The following is a 20,898-nucleotide window of genomic DNA, read 5'->3' on the forward strand; positions in this document are numbered from 1 at the left end:
AGTGAAATAATCATCGTTCTGGTTTCAGTTGTAAGGCATAGTAGGTTATCATAAGCCGTTTTTACTATCATCATTAGAGTGTTTATGCCTATTACATCGAAATACAGCGACGAAAAAGTTGAAACTATCCTGACCGAAATCGCTGCCGTTCTTGATAAACATAATGCGTCTCCTGAACTTTCCCTGATGATTGCGGGAAATGTCGCGACCAACGTTTTGAATCAAAATGTTGCTGCATCGCAACGTAAAGCTATCGCGGAAAAGTTTTCTCAAGCATTGATGTCTTCGTTAGCAGACTGAATTTAAATATAAAAACGGATAAATAGAAAAGTACATGGTAGATAGCGGAAACACATACGGCGAACGCGTATCACGTCTAGTAGGTTGGGGGCACTGGTTTGCCTTCTTTAACATCATTGCAGCAATGCTGATTGGTACCAGATACATCGCACAATCGCCGTGGCCGGAAACTTTCTTAGGACAGCTCTATCTTGCGCTTTCTTGGGTGGGTCACTTTGGCTTCCTAGTATTTGCTATCTATCTGTTGACGCTTTTCCCGTTAACGTTTTTGATCCCTTCTAGGTCACTGTTCCGTTTTGTATCCGTCTGTTTCGCAACATTCGGGCTCACTGTACTACTGATTGATACTCAGGCTTACCAAACCATCAACTTGCACTTAACGCCCGTTGTTTGGGAATTGTTATTCAGTGATGAGAGCAGCTCTGTAAGAACTGACCTTCAGCATTTATTTGTCGTACTTCCACTCGTTTTCCTACTGCAACTTGGTTTATCTGAGTGGGTATGGCGTAAACAGCGTAAACTCAGCCACAAACGTGTTGGCCGCCCTCTCGCAGCGGTATTCTTCGTCAGTTTTATCGCAAGCCATCTGATTTATGTATGGTCTGACGCTTATTTCTACAGCCCTGTTACTAGCCAAAAATCGAATTTCCCACTGTCATATCCAATGACTGCGAAATCGTTTATGGAGAAACACGGTTTATTGGATCGAGATGAATATCTCAAGCGACTAGAAGAAACTCAAAATACGGTTGATTTGGTTAACTACCCGATTGATGAGATCAAATTTGGTCGCAGAGCCAACAACCTCAACATTCTGTTGGTCAGCGTAAATAATCTTCGCGCTGACGTTTTAACACCAGAGCTGATGCCTAATACCTATCAGTTTGCTTTTGAGAATCTCAACTTTACCAATCATTACAGTTCAAGTAACGATACGTTTGGTTTATTTGGTCTTTTCTACGGTTTGCCTAGCAGCTATGCAAGCAGCATTGAAGCTCAAGGTACTGCACCAATCATGCTGGATGTTCTTGAATCGCAAAAATATCAGTTTGGTCTCTTTAGCGGCGATAACTTTGAAGATCCGCTCTATCAAGAAACGATTTTCCGTAACTTGCCAATGTCTAAAGCGCCGTTTGATCCAGAAACAAGTAACGATGAACAAACTATTGCTCGCTGGTCTACTTGGGTTGAGCAGAAGAAACAACCTTGGTTTAGCTACTTAGAACTTTCTACCGTTGATAACTTCGACCAATACGACAGCGCGGCATCAAATGGTTCCACCAGTGACAGATTACGTGCAGGCTACAACCATTCCGTCACTTTAGCGGATAACGAACTTCATTTACTTTTCACTAAACTCACCGAGCTGGAGCTGTTAGACAACACGGTTGTGGTTATTACCTCTAACCATGGCACGGAGTTTAATGAAACGAAAACAAACAGCTGGGGCTCTAATAGCAACTACAGCCGTTTCCAACTTCAAGTACCTATGATTGTCCATTGGCCGGGAAGAGTTGCTGGTGTTTATAACCACCGCTCAAGCCACTTAGATTTTTCTGTCACAATCATGCAGGATCTATTGGGAGTTTCTTCCAACCCAAGTGATTTCAGCAGCGGTCGAAACATGTTTAACGAAGCGAAGAGAAAGTGGATTCTTGCTGGTGATTCACGTGAACTCGCCCTTATTACTGATGAACAAACAACAGTGATAGATAAGTTTGGCAACTTCAAACTTTACGATGATAACTATCAACGCTTAAAAGAAGAGAACCCGACTCTACCTGTATTAATGCAGGGGTTCACCGAACTGCAACGTTTTTACGCGAAAGATAATTAAATCAGTTGGTTAACATACTTTCGTATTGACGATCAGAAAAAAACTGATTAGATTACGCGAATCGGACTGTAGCGCAGCTTGGTAGCGCACCGTCATGGGGTGTCGGGGGTCGGAGGTTCAAATCCTCTCAGTCCGACCATACACCTAAAGCCCGTAATTCAAAGAGTTACGGGCTTTTTTACGCCTATAAAAAACCGCCTGAAAATGAGGCGGTTTGAATATGGTTTGAAAACTGTTTGAATACTAGTGCACAGAGCGATGGAGTTATTGCACCAAGTCTTTGATCGCAGCCTGAAGCTTAGCCTGCTTTTCTTCATCAAGATAAGGCATCACTTGAGGTCCTACAGTTACTATCAAATCCTTCAACTGTTCATCCCGTTCCGCGCCATCAAACATCAATGCCGTAACCAAACCAGACAACATTGAAAATGATGGGCTAGCATCTGGATGCTTCAGTTCTTCAATGATGTTATCGGCATGAATCGATGCAACGTCTTCACTGATACCTTGCTGTTTTGATTTTTCTATTATCAAAGTCTTGATACTCGCTAATGCTTCTTTATCCATGATGTTCCCTTAGTGTTCTAATTCCCAACTCTGCAGGTGGCACTTTAACCCATTGAATATGCCCTGCCTTATAGATTTCTGTGCTTCTGGCATCAGAGTGCGCCGCCCGAATTTGTGGGTCATAACCTGACTCATCGTAAAGATGAATGCTCAAACTCCGAATTTCGTGAAATGTTGGGCGCTGTGTACTTGGTACGTCTTTTTTTACTTTGGCCATATCCCTGTAATTAGAAAACTGACGGCTTAAATACTTACGGTTGACTTGAGTTATATGGTCGCAGTTCTGGCTAATATCGTTAGAAAGCCGTTGTGGTTGCCTATGAACAATGTACGGCGAATCGATACCATCTTTCTTGCTATCTTCGATAATATTTAAAAGAGACGTTGTCACTGGAATGATGACACGACTCGATTCATGCTTCTGCACTTTTTGGCGATGGATCTTAATGTACCCATAGACCTTCCAATCACCTTCAATAACTGGTTCAGGTAAGTACTCAACATCGGAGTATTTCAAAGCACAAATTTCATTAACTGCGTGAGTTGTCTCTAAAGATAAATCCATAGCTATCTTCAACCAACTTGGCGCAATGGCTCTTATCCGATGATACTCTTCCAGCTTGAGCCTTTTACGTTGCTTATTATCCTTTGGCTTCCGTTTCTTACGCTTTGCAGGGTTATCGATCATGACTGATTCATCGACTGCATACGAAAAAACTTTCTCTAGGAATGAAAGCCAACGGTTATACACATTATTTGATTTATTCGTGGCGACTTCGTTAAGGACAAGATTTACTTCATCCAAGCCAATAGCTGCACCGACATACCCACCAAGAATCAACCTTAGTTTTATCAATTTATTATTGAAATCATTTAGCGTTCCCTGAGTGGGGCTTTCCTCGCTCTCATATCTTGAGCTAATCCTATCAAGGAACTCAGAGAATAAAGTTTGCTTCCGCATGTAAGCCGGTGAAGGTGTTTCTTCAATGTGGGTAATGTCCTTGGCTACTCTGAAAGTGGCGTTATAACGCTTGGCCATAGACACCGCTTTCGACTTGTCATGTCCAAGCGACTTCCAAGTCGCATCGATGCGTCGAAATACATAACCTTTGTTGTTGTAGTAATAGAGACCTTCTGGAAGGTCTCTATATTTTTTACTTCTAGGACGTGGCACGGTCACCTCATAAATGAATAATTAATGCGTCATCAAATCATCCAATAAAGGATCCCCGAATGACTGCTTTTCTCTATCTATATCCACATAATAAGTGCGACCTATTCGCTTACCTGGCAACGTACCTAAATCGATTTCCCTACGACAGATTCGAACGTCTGGAGCACAACCTTCTGAAAAACGTGTTTTTCTCCAAGTGCTGAGTTTCACTAACATAAAAGATCTCCACCCATAGGGACGTACAAAAAAACCTGTGAACCTATGGGATGAAATGAACAGACTTAATTAATTCAGATAGTTAAATGACTTCTGGTTAATCCTTAGCCCTCAAGTTGCCGCAAGAGGGCTTTGAAAACCTATGGGACGATCCATGGAATCCCATAGGTTGTGTTTGAGCCATGAGCATAGTTTTGCGGACCTATGCTGCCTGTGTTTGCTCCTCTAATGTCATTGTATTTAATACATTAGTTACCCAATGATGTTCAGCCATCAAACGCTCACACTCTCGATTGGTAACTAATGACGACAAAACATCGCCTTGCTGAAGTTTGGCTTCATTCTCTTTGACCGCGTTTTCTAACTGTTGAAGCAATAACGAATCCAGTTGCTCGAAGTAGTAGCGATTAGCGAGAAATAAATGAACCAATGCTTCATCCTGAGGGCGCTGAACTGACGGTTCGATATCCAAAGCATTCGTTAACAAATTCTTTCCCGTTTCGTTCAACAAGTAGAGTTTCTTATCAGGTTTACCTGACTGAGGAATTTCTTCCAATGACACAACGCCCTGTTTATGGAGTTTGGCCAGATCGCGATAAATCTGTTGGTGAGATGCTTTCCAACCCTTATCAAGTAATGACTTTGATAAGTCATAGCCGGTTGATGCTTCCTGGCTAATTTCAGCCATCATTACGAGTTGTAAATTAGATAAGTACATATGCTTTACCTTCTGCGGTTTATACAATTTGTATTAACAGTGATGATTGAGAACTTTCACGGTCACATCTAAATGCAGAGATGTGATACCAAGCTTTGCTGCTAAGCGTTTACGATTGCCTGTATCGAGATTGATGGCGCTGGCCAACGTTTCATACTTGTTCTCGTGGTTGCTCATATCGTGCTTTTTGCCTTCGATATATGGCTTGTCCATACCAGCTTCTTCGTAGACTTCAGCAATGAGTTTTGCGATATGGTTAAGCGGTTTTGTTTTTGGCATTTTCAACTGCCTCCTTGTTTAGTTTTTCGAACTCTTGTTCGTTACAAATAAGAAAACCTCCAAAACCTGCGTCTCGATGTAATACACCGTTACCGATAATGTGGCTTTCCAATAGATCACACGCCGATTCCACAGCCTTCTCAAAACTTGAAAACGAACCAAGCTCCATCTTGATGACTTCGTCAGATTTCTTGCATACCGAAAGCGCGCCGTTGTCATTGAGAAAAGCTGCGATGTAGTTATTCAATTAAAGTCCCTCAGTTCAGCGAAACTCATCGGTAACACTCCATTTTTCTCTTCCCCTAATAGCTTCCCTCCGCTTATCCAGCCGAAGGAGAAAACGATGTAGCCATCTTGTTGGGCGTAGCTAGTGATGTAATTAATCTGAATAGTCAGATAACGATTACCTTCTTCTTCGATTAGCGTTACTCGATCACCTACTTTGAAATCCCTGTCGTTCTTGCGAATCTCAAAGGTTTTTACTCCGGAGATGATGGCTTCCAGATGCTCAGATTTGATTTTTAGTTGATGGTTAACCATGAGCATGTACCTCCATTTGAAAGTGCTGCTTCAAGCCTGATTGAACAGTAGTGATCAACTTCGTCAGGTACTCATAGTTATGATTTGGTTTAGATGGGACTGCGTACCACCATTCATAGCCAATCACTCGGCATAGAAGGTTAGAAAAATGGACACAGTGTGAATGGCTTTCAAACCGCTCAGGTATTTCATCGAACAGTTCTCTAGCCTCTCTTTTATCGATTTCGTTATAGCGGCGAATCATCAATAGCTTTTCTTTAACGATATCTGTGAATCTTTCGAAATCGTTGACTTCACTACTTATACTCGACAATTTGCCTGCTAAATAATGTTCGTCACAATCAACGAAAAACTGCTCAATACGACGACCAGACATTGCAGGCCATTTACTTGACCAAACCTCGCCATAGCACTCGATAGTGATTCCACCTTTACCTGGTGCGTAATTCTCCAAGTGCACGGTTATCGGGTCCATACCATCGACGTTACTCATGGTTAAAGTGACAGTTTCTAATGTTTCAATCTTCATCTGACTGATCCTCTCTAAACCCCCATCGCTCAATTAAGTCTTCCACAAATTCACTGCCATAGATTTCATGTGACTCAACTGCACCACAACATTGAATTAACGTAATGACTCCATCACGTAGCAAGTTGCAAGACTCTCCTCTGGTGTAGGACATTAAGTGATACATATCCGCACCACATATATTTGAGTTGTATAGATTGACAATTAAGCTCGCGATATGACGCTTCTCTTGAGCTAATCGTCCAACGTAGGCCAACTCTTTTTCCCGGCTTTCTGGGATTGGACTGTACTCCCCTGGTCTGGGGTCTAAATTCACGGGGATGTGTTTAATTGATACAAACTGCATAAATCACTCCTTACTGGTTAGTTTCTTTCTCTTGAACGTCGTCTGGAACGGCTGGGAACAGGCCGAACTCTCGCAAGTTCTCAACGCCCAGGGCGACAAAGTTGGCAATACGTTTGCCGTTGATAGATTTCTCATGGCCATCTTTCAAAACTACTTTGGCTTCTTTCAATTGCTTCTTGAGAATGCGATCGCTCTTCACTGGCAAACTATCGAATTTGGCTTTTAATGCAGGGCTTTGGCTGATGTGCTGCATGATGTGGCTAGTACGAACTAACAAGCACAGCTCACCTTCCACCCAGTCAAATGCGTATGGATGGCGGAAGTGGCCAGCATCCATTTCGCCTAGAATCAGTTCCATGATCCAAACCCATGGCTCACGCTCTGCTTCAGTTTCACGAATGTGGGTGTTCATCTCAGTAATGATGTCTTTTAAAAAATCGCCGTAGTTACTCGCTACACCTGTGAATTCACATAGAAGGCGCCAAGTCAACATTAGGCATGCATAGTTATCACGCATACGGTTAGCACCGTTGTCATCTGGCTTTGCCATGCAATGCTTAGATAGGAAATCCACACACTCTCGGTAGGCACGTTTCATTTGCGGACGAGTATATGAAGTCAGATATTTGATCCAGTCTTTAACAGGGAAACGAGGCAATTCATCAGGAATCATATCGCCCTTACGTCCTGTTAGGTCTGAACGAACCAATTTGCCCAGTAGTGATTGCACCGGCACATCCTCACCTGCAAGTAGAACAGGCGCGATACTCAAGAACTCGGTCATATCGGTACCACGGCGAGTGATGGTGTACTGGTAACTTTCTTGAAGCATGGCAACGGCTTTATCGATAACACCTTGCCCCTGAGCTGAAAGCTCTTCCCAACCGACTGGGTGAGAGGTGTGCGATATCGATGTCAGCAAACGGAACTCGGTTTTCAAACTCTGGCCAGAGAACATGGTAAACGCCAAAGTGCGTTCCAATGATTTAACCAAAGTTGATTTACCCGCCCCTTTACCAGCGTTAAGCATGTAGTGTGGCCAGAAACCTAAGAACGTTTTGGCATGAGCACCTAACCCCCAAACCAATAGCATCAAAGCGGCATTGTTTTTGAAAGTTGCGTGGTAAGCCTCAATAACGCGACGGCCTTGTTCTGGTGTTCCTGAAGGGAATTGCAGGTTGTGATAAGGACACTGCTGGGTTGGGTCAGTGAAGAAAGAATCAGGTCCTTCATTTAAGATGGCTTTGCCATCATGCCAGGCTAAACCCACGAAATTGACAGCGCTACGCTCACCGATGTGAGTAGCACGCTCTAGAATTGAGATCATACGGGTGAACTTGCCTGGGTTGAAAATACCACCGCCAACACGACGCCATACATCGATGTTGTAAAGCTGCTCGCGTTTAAGTACAAAACGAGTCAGTTCATTAGGTGAATCTGGCGTTTGGATAGTTGCAGAGTAAACTTTCGTTGGCTGTAAATCCGGTTCGCCAGTCATCGCAGAGCTGGCTGAAGAAATAGTAATTTTCGATAAGCCTGCAATGCGGAAAGAACAAACGTCCTGCGGAATTTTCTGCTCACTTTCCCCGTCGGTAACCACTTTCAGGTAACTGGTAAAGTCCGGTTTTACTCGGTAAGTCCAATAAAGATGTTGGTCATGATTGGGTAGTGGTAAACGCTTGTGATTAGCATGTTCAAATTCACCGTCTTGTCCAGTAACGAGCCACTGATCCAAGTTGTAGATAAGGTTATATTTGGTGAGTTTTGGTCCATGCTGTTTCAAAAAGTCGTTAAGGTCATTAAGCCCTTCCCACTTACCATTTTTATGATCAACAAGGAAACAAGGGATGTTTAATGCGGTACATTTCTCATGAACTATCCAAGCGGCTTCTGGCCCAGGTCTGTGACCTTTCCTTGGTCCGTCCGCGATAGGCTCATCATTATCGAAGCAACAAATCACACGTTTACCCGTTAAAAAGCGCCAATCAATTTCTTCGACCGCTAAACCGCGAGTTGCAATAGCAGTAAACAACCCTTTACCTTTTCCTTCAGGGTCAAAAGCTGCGATCGCAGAGATGGCATTGATAGCAGACTCAACCACAATCACTGTTTTTGCGCGTTTTAATGCAACCTTGTCAGGAATGTATGGATAACCGCGTTTCTCACCCATAGCTTTGGTTTTGTTGTCACCATTAAGCGCAGGGTCAATAAAACGTAAATCGATCCCCATCACTTCGTTAGTAAACAAACAACGACTTGGGAATGTAACCGCAGGGCCACCATAACCAAGTTCACCAGGGTTCTTCTTCGGGCTATGCCAGTCACTAAAACCGATAGCACCACGTTTGATAAGCATCTCAACGACAGGAGCAGGAATGCCACGTTGATCAACCAAATACGCCTTTGCATCCGATGCAACAGCCAGCTGCTTCTCTGCAACCCAAGAAAGCTGACTTTGCTGCTTAATTTGCTGAGGAGCATTATCAGTAGGAATATTGAATTCAGCATGAAGCCACTGCATAGCCTCGCTGGAATCTACCGCTTGGCCACAATAGATAACCAAATCAATACAGGAACCTTTTTCACCAGACGTATGGTCTTTCCACATCATGTAACCCGCTTGGGCTGCATCAAAAATGCTGACACTTGGGTGTTTGTCCGGGCGATTAGGAGCCTTATAATTTCCAGTAGGGTCTGGACGTTCCATACACAAACGATCAGCCAACTCGTGTAAATCAATGATCTGTTTTAGTTGTTCTGCGGACGCCATAGAGCGTGCCTCCGATATCTTTTAAATCTACCCCAATCGCAACTGGGCCAAAGTACTGTTCTAAATTCTGTTTTACCTGTTGAAATTCCGATGACTTCAACAGGTTGGCAATGGTTTGGTGGTTTTGCTGAATATGCGCCCACACCATCTGCTTTTTCTCTGGCTCTAATGTGGTTAACACCACGGAAGGCGCGGCCAGTCGGGTTAAAACAGGCGTGGAATACCAGAGGGGGCATTGCCACCCCCTGTAGCTATAAGTCACACGCATAAATCCGACGCAGACAAGCGGAAGCAATCCAAAGCTGTTCACTTAAATGGCAGCTATGAGTGAGTTGCTGTTGCTCCACTTGCTCCTGAGGTAAATGTTTGAGTTCGTCTTCATCCAATTTGATGTGGCCTTCTTGCTCCCAACGAGCAAAAGCAGAAGCCTGTTCATCGGTGAACGCAAGACGATTAATAAACCCTTGCTGGCGAACCATCTGTTGTTCCAGTTTGAACAAACAAGCTCGTTCCGGTGGCGAAAGCTTTGTCGCCGCTACTTGGTTAGGCATAACTCTTCTCCATGTAAGCTTCGACAAGCTTCTGTGATGGGCGAATCTGATGCTTGCGCCAAACAGAGTTCTCATTCAACAACGATAAAAACTCATCAACATAAGCTTCAGGAACACCATCACCAGAGCACCAAAGACGAATATCGATAGGCCTTAACTTCATCCGTTCTGCCACGTACTCTTCCAAGCGCTTTGAATTCGCTCTTCCACCAAATACATGCAAGTTGATATTGCGTAGTGCCGCTGCAAGTGCCTTTCTACGCATATCCATTGCTGCTTCTTGTAACCTAGCCATAGCCTTATACATCCTTATCCCCTTATCGATACGAGCGAACTGAAACGACTCTGTCTTTACTGATACTTAAAGGATCTTCACCAACACACTTAACAATCATGTTTGGCCCTTGTGCTTCGCACTTTTCAACCACCCAGAATTCATGCCCTAAAATATTGATAACATCCCCACGAACAACCGATTCAGCACATTGCTGCTTTACTGAACTTTCTATCGAAAACATGTGCTTGCCTCTCTCATAGCTGAATCCAGAGACTCACGGTCAGGTGCCGTATAGATCGAGGTGGTAGAAAGGTTCGTGTGTCCAAGCACCGCTTGAACTCTACGCAACGCATCTGGTGACGTTGTGCGTTCTAAAAAGCGTTTCGCCCATGAATGGCGTAACCAGTGCGGTGTTCCTGCAGGTACTTCGGCAACTCGGCACCACTGTGTAAAACGGTGTTGGAAAGAACGGCGACTCATCGCCTGATTGTTTCGGCTAAGAAAAAGAGGACGGTCTAGTCGTGGCGTTTCCCAATCGATGCCTTCGCTCATTTCTTTATGAATTTTAAGTAAGTGTCTTAGCGCACTGGTTGCTGACTTGTTTAAAGCGATCGGGTGCTTCTTAAGGTTCTTAGCGTTCATGCTGTCGTAAACCAAATAGCCTTCTTGCAAGCTGCGTTCAGCGTCACCAACCGTTAGCCCAATCATAGGCAAGTCGTGACGTTGTGCTTTACCTGCATCAGGGCCAGCTAACACTCCTAAACGAATCGCAGTTTCACGCATCAGTAGCATCCAGTAATAATCTCTTTTTGCATAAATGCCTTGTGTGTCCTTCACCGTTTTAAATAGTTTTTTCTCTTCCTGCTCAGTGAAATAGTGCAGAAACAGATTGATTGAAGAACTTAGATTTTGAGTTGATAAAGTATTCATGGCATACCTCCGTTGGCTTCGCCGTTACTTAATTCACTACAACTAGTGCACGAAGACGTTCTAACAGCGCCAAAGCAGCCGTAAACGTTTCACGTAATTCACGTTCAATTCTTTCGAATTCATGTTGTTCGATATCACCGTCTTCTAATGCTTCAGCAATAGCGCGGTTCACATCGCCGATTTCGGCATGCCATTGGCTATAACTGTTCAGCAGCTCAACATCAGAAATGCCGGAATAATCACCGAGGAAATAAAGCGAGTAGCCAAGTTCGGAAGCGATAGAGCGGAGGATTTGAATGTCTCCCGTTAGCTTCATAAGGCGTAAAGCATCAAACAGCCCAAACTTGTGACCATGTTGATTAGGGTTGATCTCATTAGGAAGAACGCCCGGGCGCTTACCCAGCAGACGTTCAAGTTCTGCAGTGTTGTTGAATTGTTTTAACGTGCTGTAGCTGGCATTCACTACCTGAGGGAATTCACAGGTAAGAGCCGCTTCAATAACTGATGTCATCGTAATCTCCTGATAAACGAATACGTTTTGTTTTTCAGAAGGCTGCGCTACAATCTACGGTAAGGATGAAATGGTGTTTGAGCCGTGAGCATAGAGGTTGCACCCTCGCTCTGAGTCCCTACAGATGACTGTTTTAACAGACCTCTGGCCGCTTACTGATTGCCGTTGGTAAGCGGTTTTTCTTTTTTAGATCTATCAATTTGAAAATTCATAAATAAGTTTCTCTGTGATTGTTCGTCCATAACTACAAATACGCCGACGATATAAAACTGTTTACACTTACCTTGATTCAAACTTGTTTAAGTTATGCAGCCTCCTCTTCAATTGGCGGTAAACCTAATTCCTTTTCTTTGTCTCCCACGGCCTTAGTCAAAAGAATGCGAGTCATTTGTGCCAACTTGCGCGAATCTAACGTTGCCAAACGCTCTATACGAGTTCTTAAATGCAAGTCACGAGTAGCAATCAAACTTGCACTTGGGTTTGATTTGATATCCATAGTGTCTCCTGCTTGTGTTAAACTAACTAATTGAATCAAACGTTAACAAAATAATCCAAATAGTTATCTTGATAACTTTCAAAACAGATAGTAGATCCATTTTTGGAGCATTACAAGCCGAGGAAGGTAAATATATGGACTTTTCTTTTGAGGAACGTCTCAATAATGTGTTGGATGACCGTAAACAAACGCCATGGGGGAAAGGCCTAGGGTTTACTAGTGCCTCAATTTCACACATTTTTTCAGGGGGACGAATCCCTGGGCCGGAGTTTCTTCAGGCAATCTGCAAAGCAGAGAATGTAAACCTAAACTGGCTACTATCAGGTAAAGGAAAGCCCTTTAACGTAACTTATATTCAAAGTGCAGAAGACTTTGTTGTGTACGTGAATACCATGCTGACAGATGAGAACTGGCAAGTCTGTGTCTGTTCTCTATCAGAGCAAACAGTCTTAGTTCTAACTCAACCAGCTCAGTATGAGTTTAAAGGTAAATGGATTGATTACACTTTGTGCGAAGTGCTCGTTGGGCAGGGAAGTGAAAAGCTTGCTTGGATATTGAACCATCATCAAAACGAAAGAGATACTTACTCAACACCAAACTTACCTAGTAATATTTTGAAAAAAATAGCTCGTGGCGAGCTTGGAACATATGCACTTCTTCATCATCCAGATTACCGTTTGGAAAATTGGATACAGCCCGCTCCAAAAGAATCACTAGAGTATGAACCAGAGATGAGTCATAGCACCCCAATCTCAGTGTCACTAATGCGCTCTGTTGTGAAGCTGGTTGATCAGTGTGAAAGAGAAACAAAACAAAATCTTGATAGTGACCAAAAGGCTCGTGTGATTACTGCTGTTTACCGTCAAGCGGAGAAGCTTGGTTTATCTGAAGAAGAAATATCTTCAGCCATCGAAACTTCTTTTGATGTACTCAAGGACTGAAACTCTTTAGAACGAGCAATACAAGCTAACTTTTCCAACGCCAGAGCAAGTACCATCTGCTCTGGCGTTTCTTTTTCTGTATCTCGAACCTGTTCCATCATCACTCCGAAAACCACTGTATACACATACAGTATCTTTAACTGAGAATATGAAATCAAGACATTATTTCGGTTGTGGATTCAATATCACGAATTGAACCGACATCACAAATAACAGCCATCAGTAAAATGTCGAGTATTACTAACAATTCTGAATGAGCTAGAACACATTATCGTAATAAGACAGCATCATGTTATTGAACGAATTGAATAAAAACGCCATGCTCAACCCATAAATAAATGAGGTTGGCTATGACACAAACAATAGAAATGAAATGGGATACCGAAGAAAACATTCTTGGTGAGTTCTGCCCAGCAGATAAGCTTGACCGCGTAAAATACGCCCAGTTTTTAACCGGTTTCCTTGCTGGTCAGGGCTTCGATGAAACCAAAGAAAAAAAAGAACAAAAAAAGAACTATGTTCTCAATCTCAATTCTGAATGGGGTTCTGGCAAAACCTACTTCCTAAAGCGTTGGTACAACGATTTACAACAACATTACCCAGTCGTTTACGTTGATGCATGGAAGCAGGACTATTCTGATGACCCATTGATGACGGTCATTTCATCAATGACTAAGCAACTTAGGGAGCAAGCTGGAAAAGCAGAAGATGATCCTAAATTTAAAGCTCCCAGAAAAGCCCTAGGTTTACTCAAAGCAGCTCTACCAAGCGCCGCTGGAGCATTAGCAAAACGTTATTTGGGTATAGACCCCGTGGCAATAATGGAAGCCGCAGATGAAGGTGAAGTAGGTGAAACGATAAAAGATGCTGAAGGTAAAGATATAGATATGGGAGCAGCGGCTTCCAAACTTGTTCAGTACCTTTTGGATGAACACGATGCCAAAAGTGACGCGATTAGCAGCCTAAAAAAATCAGTAGAACAATGGATTGAAGCGGCTAAGGGAAACAAAAAGCTCAGCTATCCAGCATTCATCTTCATTGACGAACTAGACCGTTGCCGCCCAAGTTATGCTGTAGAAATGCTAGAAACCATAAAGCACATTTTTGATATACCTGGAGTTGTGTTTGTGGTGGGTACTGATACAGAGCAGCTGCAACATGCAGTTAAGGCTATTTATGGCGAAGGATTTGATGCCAGGACTTACTTAGGTAGGTTTTTTAATAGTCGTTGTACGTTGAAAAAACCAACATTTAATCATCTTTTGAATTCTCATTGCGATCTACATAAATTATCCAATGAGTATTTAAACAATAGCAAATTATCTTTATGGCCAACCCAAAACAAAGCCTATTTAGATGCGTACAATATCATCAGCCGTATTCTAGAGTCCTTCAACCTTTCACCCAGACAGGCGATTCAGATAACAGATAGAGTCATTGCAATAATGAGCGCACATAATTCGTCTGCTCATATTAACCTACCTTATTTAGTTTGCCATTTATGCCTACAAGAAATATCCCCTCAACAATATCGAAAATGGAGAGAAGAAGGTGTATGTGAGTTTGAAGTCTTCAAAACAGAAAAAGCAAACAACATAAGTACACTATGCTTTAACTTGATTCCTCAAGACTTAGTTGAACGATTCTGGATAGAAGAACATATAACCGCCAATAATAACTGGCCTTCTAAACTTTATAAATGTTCTATAAATAATTTTATCATTGAAGTATCTAGAGTCATTAGTAACTCTGATAAACCACATGTTATCAATGATGACCACCGTGATCTTATGGAGCACTATATTGCTCAGATAGAACCGAGAAATTATCAACGCCCAACTTATATGGAAGAATTATCTTGGATTATGTTAGATCTAATTAACTCTAACAAAGGTAAACCAATTCAAAATGAAGATTACTACTTCAATCTTGTTGAACTGTCTTACTGTATAGACACTGAACTAAGCTAAGTCATAACCTCGGTATATCCCCAACATCCTGTTTGGGGATAACAAACTCCCCGCTTAATACATGCCCGTTTTCATCCAGTACTTCCCTTACGCTTTGGCACATCCAGTAGGTGTTGAACTCCTTTCTCGTGTGTCCGGATAACACAATATTGCGCTCGGCCTGTATGCCAGGGATAAATGGCATTTCATCTAAGGTGAGTTTGTAATCACCGCACTGTTCACGATACAAAGCAGACTGAGCAGCTGCTTTCGCTGCCGCCTGTGTTGGGTACACCTTGCTGAGTTTCTTCACTTTGCCTGTGCTTTCCCCCGCTCGTACCGCTTGTTTTTGCCCTTCAGCTACGGCTTGCCAGTAGGCTTCTACCGCCTGAAACTTTCCGGTTCCTTCTAGAGTGATTTCTGCTTCTGTCTCATCGGTTAGATGCACTGCTACCGCAGGTAAGGTTTTACCGCTTACGCTTTGGTTATCTCCGCGAGGAAAAAAGACGAGTTTTTTATTGGCCACTTTCATGGTGGCACCATGCTCGGTTGCCAGTTCTGTCACTAAATCGGAATCGCTTTGGCCTGCCTGAATGTAGTGTTCAATTGTGGTATTGGCATATTCTGCAGACACCGAAGGCGTTAAGCCGTTACGTTGTGCCACGGTTTCAACCAGAGTTTTCAGTGTGGTTGTTTGCCAGGTGTAATCACGCTGAGTTTTAAAAGTGCCGCCTAGGTTCGCAGCATCGCCAGAGAGCACAATTTGTTTTTCAGGGCTGCGCAGTTTTACTGAGTTAACGGTGTAACTGCCCCTGAACACCAAGTGTTTATCATCTTTCCCTGTGTAGATTTGCATGGTGGCTTCATTGCGCGGGAACGCTATTTTGCCATCGTCGGCCAGTACCAGTTCGAAGCTATCGCTATCGATACCCGCTGCGTCATTGATAACAAGGCGCACAAAGAAATCGCGAATGGTTGGGGTGATGTCTTTACCGTTAGCGACAATTTTGTAGTTGTTCAATCCCATAAGCTGATCTCTTCTTCTTGTGCCGGTTGCTCGAGAACAGGCAGTTCTATTTCTACGCCAGCCGCTAAAGGATGTGGCAATGCCGAAAGCCCTCGATTGGCTTTTAATACGGCTTCATAGGCTCCTGGCATACCGTCGTAATAGCGGTATGCGATGTCATCAATTTGGTCACCTTCTTTTGTGATGTACTTGGTCATGGCTATTCCTTATCTGGATACTCTTTGATCTCGATGGTGAATTCGATTTTACGCGCCACACCTTTGGTGAAGAGTTTGGTTTTGTTCACTTCCAGCGTTCGCATTGTCCATAAGCCCCAGTCTCTACCTAAACCATCAATCATGCGCAGCGGTTTGCCTTTATCCCCTTCTGCTTTCATTTTGTCGGTTTGTCCTAAGCCGCCTCGAAAATGCGGATAAATGGTTCCTTCAAAACGCAGTGTGGCCAAGTCACCACCAATGAATTGTGAACGGGGCTTTCGACCTGCCAAATTCTTATCAGCCCAGCGCCAAGCGTAGGTTTCACTGATGCTTTGCAGCGCGGCGGTATCGATACTGAAGCGATATTCACCCAGTGCCATCATTACATCTGCCATGGGTTCTCCTTATGAATCTGCAAAGCGTACATTGCGACCGCCTACGTTGAGTTTTTCCATCTGTTTGGCCACTCGCATTACCATCTTCTCTAGCTTATCGATTTGCTCATCGCTGGCGTTGCCTTGAACATGGAAAACAGGGTTGAAGTTTATTTGTGCTGGTGCATTGCTATTGGACGAACTGTTGAGCGTTCTGGCTGTGCTATTTGCTGTTTGCGCTAGTTGTGGAGCACTTTGCGCATTGCCTTTTTTCACTGCGTCACCGGGTTTGGATCTATCTGAACCGAACAGACCACCAATCCAACTGCCTAGTGAATCACCACCCATGCCGCCAATTAGTGCACCGGCTATACCGCCGATAGCGGTACCAATAACAGGCACAAACGAACCCATAGCCGCACCAAGAGACGCGCCAGCCATAGCGCCGCCCATACTTCCTACGGTTCCACCTACCTGTTGAGATTTCTCTTTGCTTGAGAGTGAATCATTCATCAGTGTTGAACCTATATCGAGAGCCCCAAGAGCCGCTCCTATATAAGGCAACTTACGAGTTAAACCGCCTAACTTACCGAGCGTTCGTCCAGGCATAGAACGAGTACGTGGTTTACCGCGCTTGCGCGTTCTTCCTCCTTCCATTCCTCCACCAAAGCCGCCTGCTGGCATGTTGGTGACATAAACATTAGACACTTCACCATTTGGTAAGCCTGGTACACTTGCGCCGCCACCTTTGGGGCCACGAACAAAATCAACCACGCTTTTACCCATTTTGTACGCTTTGCGTCCTGCCCATACAGCACCCAATGTTCCTGCTAATGCTGTTGCACCGGTTAATGCCTTATTGAGGTTCTCAGGTTCGATGCTGTTGATTGCATCGGCAAGGTCTGCAATTGGCTCTGCCAGTTTTTCATCGGCGAAACTCATCCATGCGGTTTTCAATGTCATCATGGCTGCGTTAGCGGTTTGAGCTGCTCGAGCTGAGTCCTGCAGAACGGCGGTGCCATCGCCACTGATAGACAAGAAAGAATCGAACGAGGCTTTTCCGTCCGCACTGGAGAGCACTTTCATAAAACGCATGGCTTCATCACCAAACAATTGACTGTATTCGGTGATGTCGGAGTTGGTGACTTCCATGATCTCTTTTACGATTGAAGGTAAGTCGCGAAATTTTTTCTCTCCTCTCGCTAGCGCTTCTTCATCAAACACTTCAATTCCAAGTTTCTCGATGTCTTCATAGTTGGCAGTGATGTCAGCCAACACGGATTCCATTGCACTGGCGGCTTCTGCTGCTGATCCAGAACCCATACGGGAAATCTGCAGCATGGCACCCATTTCTTGTACAGCTTTCGGCCCTGTTCTACCCATCGCTGCATAAGCTGCAGATACAGACGCACCTTCAGCTGCCAAGTTCTGCAATGTGAATGCACCGGCTTTACCTTGGACGACTAAAGTATCAATAGCAGAAAGCACATCTTCGCTATTCTTCAGCCCGAACTTCTGCGACATATCCGCAAACATTTCACCGACATCGATACCCGCGGCACCAGTGGCTTGCATAACACGACCGATGTTGGCCATGTTGTCCTGGGCGAATTTGAGATCACCGGTCTTTTCTACAATCTTTTCGACTGCAGAAAGCATTTCGCTTTGGTCTACTCGAACATCCGCTTGCTGAGAAGTAGCAAACATCTCGGCTCGCAGCGTCGCCATTTCGTCTTTGGTTTTGCCTGCTTGAATCCCTAAGCGTTCATAGCGTTCTTCTAAGCCCATCACTGCAACGGCGGAACCTGTGCCAGCGGCTCCCGTTGCTAGTGCTGTCCACTTATTGCCGATGCTATCAAGGCCTTCATCCATCTTTTCGACACTGCGCCGCATGAGATCGCTCTTCTTAATTGCGGCACCAATGTCTTGGGTGTATTTGCGAACCTTCTTACCCGCATTGATGAAGCCATTACCAGTACGAGTAACGGTTCTGCCCGTGCGTTGATTTTCTCTACCGAGCTTAGTGGTCTCGTTTTTTAGTCGTTGATTGCTTTTGCCCAGGCGCTGATTCTGGCGCTCTAGATCGTCAAAAGCTCGGGAGACAGACCTGTCAACCCGAGCTTCTACACCAATCCCGACAGATGCTTTGTTGTCTGCCATTGTTAGTCCTCTTTTTCGTCTTGCAGCTGGCTCACTGTTTTACAATCAGTGAGCCAGTCGTATAACTCCGCTATGGTTAATCGTCGGAGCTCTTCGAAGGAGACTCCACCGCAGAACTTGGAAATAGCAATGCAGACTTGGCGACATACTGCTGGATCGGCAGCAAAAAACAGTCATACGCCTTTTGCAGTTGCAGGTAGTCATATTGCGCTAAGCTACCAATGAACTCGCGGGTCGTGTTCGTCAGGTTGGCAAACAAGTGCGCTTCATGCTCTGCGTTATCATCATAAAATTCACCGTTATGAGCCAAGCGGCTGTTCTTCTGCGCCAGAATGACATCGTTGGTTGTCGGTGGTCGCATGGTTAAAACGGTTTGTTCCTGACCGTCGAGCTTCTGTGGTACCTGCAGAGCGATTTTAATTGGTTGATACATGGTTACTCCTAAATACCCAATGCTTTGTTGATACCAGCGCGCAGGTCTACGCCACCTACGCGCTCGATACCGCCAAGAATATCGATGTGTACTAGCTCAACGCCGTTAGAAAGAATGGTGTAAGTGTTCCAGGTGATTTTGCAGTTCATCTCAGAGAGTTTTTTACGTTCAATCTCACCCATATCCAAGCCGTAAACTCGACCTGTTGCTTTAACTGTAAAACTTTCAACACCATTTTGACCTTGCAGCGCGGAACGGAAAACAAACGGCTTTTCATAGCCATTGGTTAAGCCATACATAACAATGGTTTCTGCATTCAGTTCTGCGATGGTGATTTCGATATCTTCCGGTTCAACCGCAGCCATATCGATTTTGATTGAACCAGCCATACCGCCAGCAATGTATTCTTCCACCGCTCGGTTTAAAGCAGGCAGTTTTACTTTTGACACTAAGCCAAGTAAGCCAACGCCGTCCTGATACCAGGCATAATCGGCGAGCACTTTTGGTGGTCTGCGTTCCATGGGAATTCCTTACTCGAAGATTACGTCGGCGTAATCGTTAATAAAGTGGCTGGTGACCGTGATGTTTTGAGCGATACCAGGAGGAGTGAAGTCGTAATCCAGATAGAAGTTACCCGCAATAATGGATTCTGGCGGATTTAAATCAGGGTCGGCCCAAGCGGTTGCACCGTATAGATGCCCTGCTCGGGTTTCACCATCCAAACCTTGCTGCACGGAGTCCGTCACATCTTCCACGAAAGTGCGCAGGATTTTACGGTCACGCGCCCATTTCAGGCTGGTTGTGATCATATCCAGAATCATGTCGTTGACACGCACATGCGAGTTGAACTGCCATTTAGGATCATCACTACAGCTTAAGTTGCCCCAAGAACGGTAGCCGTCATCGAGAATCACGGTGGTGATTTGGTTTTCGTTCAGTAAGTGCGCCATGCAGTTGGTATCACCATCTGCATAATCAATTGGAATTTCAGTGCCCAAGGTACCGTTGATTTTTAAGTTGGAGATTGAGGCGCTGTAGCCGTAGTTTGGGTCCTGGTCTTTTTGGATTTCCAAACCGAGCATGTACGAGCTCATCGGAACCAAACGACCTTCGGCATTCACCATTCGTGGCCAGAATAACTCTAAGCGTTTGTCTCCCCACAACTGACGATAAGCCACCGCTTCTTCGTAAGTGGTTCCCGGACACTCACCAAACACTTTGCAGCGTAATCGGGTGGCGATGGGTAGTAACTTGGTCAGTACTGCTTGCTCTTTTAAGAAGTCAGGCACATGCAATAAACGAGGACGTTTACCCGTAATGGATTGCACATCTAGAATGGCTTCAATGCCTGACTTTGCCCCCGTTACTGGGTCAACACCGCCAATGATATTGAGGATGGTAGCCGCAGTATCCACACCTTCTTCAACGCGAATAATCGCAATAGCACAGCGCTTTTGGTCATAAACTGCTTCGAGTGCATCCGGCAGTGTGCCAGCGTTGTTACCCACCATATCGAGCTTAGCGATTTTGTGAATGTTACCTGCCACAAGAACGGGTTTGTTTAGAGGATAAGTTTCTGCATCTGCGTCTGGAGCGGTACCCACAACAACAGCAAAAGACGTGTCGGCCATTTGCATTGGTCGCACACCACTGTTGTCGGTTACTCCAAAGATGCCATGTTTAAAGGTCATGGTGTAGTTCCTTTGTTGTTAGAAACTCACCTTCAGCGGCACTGTTTTCTTAAGTTTATGGGTTAAAGACGTGAAAAGGAGGGGT

At 44.4% G+C, this 20,898-nt stretch carries 28 protein-coding genes and 1 tRNA gene; 5 read left to right on the forward strand and 24 right to left on the reverse strand.

Going from position 1 to position 20,898, the window contains the following annotated elements:
• The first annotated feature begins 84 nt into the window (after positions 1-84).
• The 3 genes from AAGA51_RS10495 to AAGA51_RS10505 all read left to right on the forward strand — a co-directional run bounded on the left by AAGA51_RS10495 (position 85) and on the right by AAGA51_RS10505 (position 2,276).
• The gene (locus AAGA51_RS10495; RefSeq protein ID WP_042483648.1) at positions 85-300 is read left to right on the forward strand and encodes a YejL family protein; all 216 of its coding nucleotides are present in this window, start codon (positions 85-87) and stop codon (positions 298-300) included.
• A 34-nt stretch (positions 301-334) separates the two neighbouring features.
• On the forward strand, positions 335-2,137 hold the full coding sequence (locus AAGA51_RS10500) for a DUF3413 domain-containing protein (RefSeq protein WP_042483651.1): 1,803 nt from the start codon (positions 335-337) through the stop codon (positions 2,135-2,137).
• A gap of 62 nt (positions 2,138-2,199) precedes the next feature.
• Positions 2,200-2,276: transfer RNA gene (locus tag AAGA51_RS10505), tRNA-Pro, on the forward strand.
• 125 nt (positions 2,277-2,401) lie between these two features.
• On the opposite strand, the gene AAGA51_RS10510 is transcribed toward AAGA51_RS10505, so the two are convergent.
• The 17 genes from AAGA51_RS10510 to AAGA51_RS10590 all read right to left on the reverse strand — a co-directional run bounded on the left by AAGA51_RS10510 (position 2,402) and on the right by AAGA51_RS10590 (position 12,041).
• Positions 2,402-2,704 carry a hypothetical protein gene (locus AAGA51_RS10510; RefSeq protein ID WP_042483654.1) on the reverse strand — a complete coding sequence of 101 codons (303 nt, stop codon included), beginning with the start codon at positions 2,702-2,704 and terminating at the stop codon, positions 2,402-2,404.
• A complete protein-coding gene (locus AAGA51_RS10515; RefSeq protein WP_020433371.1) occupies positions 2,697-3,878 on the reverse strand; it encodes a tyrosine-type recombinase/integrase in 1,182 nt (393 codons plus the stop codon). Before AAGA51_RS10515 ends, AAGA51_RS10510 begins: the two co-directional genes overlap by 8 nt.
• Positions 3,879-3,899: 21 nt before the next feature.
• Positions 3,900-4,094, reverse strand: a complete 195-nt coding sequence (locus AAGA51_RS10520) for a hypothetical protein (protein WP_156102025.1) — start codon at positions 4,092-4,094, stop codon at positions 3,900-3,902.
• A gap of 202 nt (positions 4,095-4,296) precedes the next feature.
• On the reverse strand, positions 4,297-4,812 hold the full coding sequence (locus tag AAGA51_RS10525) for a PadR family transcriptional regulator (RefSeq protein WP_042483660.1): 516 nt from the start codon (positions 4,810-4,812) through the stop codon (positions 4,297-4,299).
• A 33-nt stretch (positions 4,813-4,845) separates the two neighbouring features.
• Positions 4,846-5,091, reverse strand: a complete 246-nt coding sequence (locus AAGA51_RS10530; RefSeq protein ID WP_042483663.1) for a hypothetical protein — start codon at positions 5,089-5,091, stop codon at positions 4,846-4,848.
• Complete coding sequence (locus AAGA51_RS10535; protein WP_020433376.1) at positions 5,069-5,338, reverse strand: hypothetical protein; 270 nt, start codon at positions 5,336-5,338, stop codon at positions 5,069-5,071. Before AAGA51_RS10535 ends, AAGA51_RS10530 begins: the two co-directional genes overlap by 23 nt.
• Positions 5,335-5,631, reverse strand: a complete 297-nt coding sequence (locus AAGA51_RS10540; RefSeq protein WP_042484146.1) for a DUF3850 domain-containing protein — start codon at positions 5,629-5,631, stop codon at positions 5,335-5,337. The genes AAGA51_RS10535 and AAGA51_RS10540 overlap by 4 nt, the downstream gene beginning before the upstream one ends.
• Entirely contained in the window at positions 5,624-6,160 is a 537-nt protein-coding gene (locus AAGA51_RS10545; RefSeq protein WP_042483666.1) for a hypothetical protein, read from the reverse strand. Before AAGA51_RS10545 ends, AAGA51_RS10540 begins: the two co-directional genes overlap by 8 nt.
• Positions 6,150-6,506 carry a hypothetical protein gene (locus AAGA51_RS10550; RefSeq protein WP_042483669.1) on the reverse strand — a complete coding sequence of 119 codons (357 nt, stop codon included), beginning with the start codon at positions 6,504-6,506 and terminating at the stop codon, positions 6,150-6,152. Before AAGA51_RS10550 ends, AAGA51_RS10545 begins: the two co-directional genes overlap by 11 nt.
• Before the next feature lie 10 nt (positions 6,507-6,516).
• Entirely contained in the window at positions 6,517-9,276 is a 2,760-nt protein-coding gene (locus AAGA51_RS10555) for a toprim domain-containing protein (protein ID WP_042483672.1), read from the reverse strand.
• The gene (locus AAGA51_RS10560) at positions 9,242-9,538 is read right to left on the reverse strand and encodes a hypothetical protein (protein ID WP_415679583.1); all 297 of its coding nucleotides are present in this window, start codon (positions 9,536-9,538) and stop codon (positions 9,242-9,244) included. The genes AAGA51_RS10555 and AAGA51_RS10560 overlap by 35 nt, the downstream gene beginning before the upstream one ends.
• The gene (locus AAGA51_RS10565; protein WP_020433385.1) at positions 9,528-9,827 is read right to left on the reverse strand and encodes a hypothetical protein; all 300 of its coding nucleotides are present in this window, start codon (positions 9,825-9,827) and stop codon (positions 9,528-9,530) included. Before AAGA51_RS10565 ends, AAGA51_RS10560 begins: the two co-directional genes overlap by 11 nt.
• A complete protein-coding gene (locus AAGA51_RS10570; RefSeq protein ID WP_081878688.1) occupies positions 9,820-10,122 on the reverse strand; it encodes a hypothetical protein in 303 nt (100 codons plus the stop codon). Before AAGA51_RS10570 ends, AAGA51_RS10565 begins: the two co-directional genes overlap by 8 nt.
• Before the next feature lie 22 nt (positions 10,123-10,144).
• A complete protein-coding gene (locus AAGA51_RS10575; protein WP_042483680.1) occupies positions 10,145-10,345 on the reverse strand; it encodes a hypothetical protein in 201 nt (66 codons plus the stop codon).
• A complete protein-coding gene (locus tag AAGA51_RS10580) occupies positions 10,333-11,034 on the reverse strand; it encodes a tyrosine-type recombinase/integrase (protein WP_042483683.1) in 702 nt (233 codons plus the stop codon). The genes AAGA51_RS10575 and AAGA51_RS10580 overlap by 13 nt, the downstream gene beginning before the upstream one ends.
• 28 nt (positions 11,035-11,062) lie before the next feature.
• Positions 11,063-11,545 carry a phage regulatory CII family protein gene (locus AAGA51_RS10585; RefSeq protein WP_020432400.1) on the reverse strand — a complete coding sequence of 161 codons (483 nt, stop codon included), beginning with the start codon at positions 11,543-11,545 and terminating at the stop codon, positions 11,063-11,065.
• A 304-nt stretch (positions 11,546-11,849) separates the two neighbouring features.
• Positions 11,850-12,041, reverse strand: a complete 192-nt coding sequence (locus tag AAGA51_RS10590) for a hypothetical protein (protein WP_042483690.1) — start codon at positions 12,039-12,041, stop codon at positions 11,850-11,852.
• Positions 12,042-12,175: 134 nt separating this feature from the next.
• Here AAGA51_RS10590 and AAGA51_RS10595 point away from each other — a divergent pair, with 134 nt between their 5' ends.
• Both AAGA51_RS10595 and AAGA51_RS10600 read left to right on the forward strand, forming a co-directional pair.
• Positions 12,176-12,982, forward strand: a complete 807-nt coding sequence (locus tag AAGA51_RS10595) for a helix-turn-helix domain-containing protein (protein WP_042483694.1) — start codon at positions 12,176-12,178, stop codon at positions 12,980-12,982.
• Between the two features lie 350 nt (positions 12,983-13,332).
• A complete protein-coding gene (locus AAGA51_RS10600) occupies positions 13,333-14,952 on the forward strand; it encodes a KAP family P-loop NTPase fold protein (RefSeq protein WP_042483697.1) in 1,620 nt (539 codons plus the stop codon).
• A 1-nt stretch (position 14,953) separates the two neighbouring features.
• Here the strand turns inward: AAGA51_RS10600 and AAGA51_RS10605 are convergent, their stop codons facing one another.
• From AAGA51_RS10605 to AAGA51_RS10635, 7 genes are all read right to left on the reverse strand, one after another.
• Entirely contained in the window at positions 14,954-15,958 is a 1,005-nt protein-coding gene (locus tag AAGA51_RS10605) for a contractile injection system protein, VgrG/Pvc8 family (RefSeq protein ID WP_042483699.1), read from the reverse strand.
• Positions 15,949-16,155 (reverse strand): tail protein X, encoded by a 207-nt coding sequence (locus tag AAGA51_RS10610; protein WP_042483701.1) that lies wholly within the window; start codon positions 16,153-16,155, stop codon positions 15,949-15,951. Before AAGA51_RS10610 ends, AAGA51_RS10605 begins: the two co-directional genes overlap by 10 nt.
• A gap of 2 nt (positions 16,156-16,157) precedes the next feature.
• Entirely contained in the window at positions 16,158-16,550 is a 393-nt protein-coding gene (locus tag AAGA51_RS10615; RefSeq protein ID WP_020432407.1) for a phage tail protein, read from the reverse strand.
• A gap of 9 nt (positions 16,551-16,559) precedes the next feature.
• Positions 16,560-18,689, reverse strand: coding sequence for a hypothetical protein (locus tag AAGA51_RS10620; RefSeq protein ID WP_042483703.1), 2,130 nt, complete (start codon positions 18,687-18,689; stop codon positions 16,560-16,562).
• A 76-nt stretch (positions 18,690-18,765) separates the two neighbouring features.
• Entirely contained in the window at positions 18,766-19,122 is a 357-nt protein-coding gene (locus AAGA51_RS10625) for a phage tail assembly protein (protein ID WP_042483706.1), read from the reverse strand.
• An 8-nt stretch (positions 19,123-19,130) separates the two neighbouring features.
• The gene (locus tag AAGA51_RS10630) at positions 19,131-19,643 is read right to left on the reverse strand and encodes a phage major tail tube protein (protein ID WP_042483710.1); all 513 of its coding nucleotides are present in this window, start codon (positions 19,641-19,643) and stop codon (positions 19,131-19,133) included.
• Between the two features lie 9 nt (positions 19,644-19,652).
• Positions 19,653-20,813 carry a phage tail sheath C-terminal domain-containing protein gene (locus AAGA51_RS10635; protein ID WP_042483713.1) on the reverse strand — a complete coding sequence of 387 codons (1,161 nt, stop codon included), beginning with the start codon at positions 20,811-20,813 and terminating at the stop codon, positions 19,653-19,655.
• Positions 20,814-20,898 lie beyond the last annotated feature (85 nt).

This window comes from Vibrio diazotrophicus, from assembly GCF_038452265.1.
GTDB lineage: Bacteria > Pseudomonadota > Gammaproteobacteria > Enterobacterales > Vibrionaceae > Vibrio > Vibrio diazotrophicus.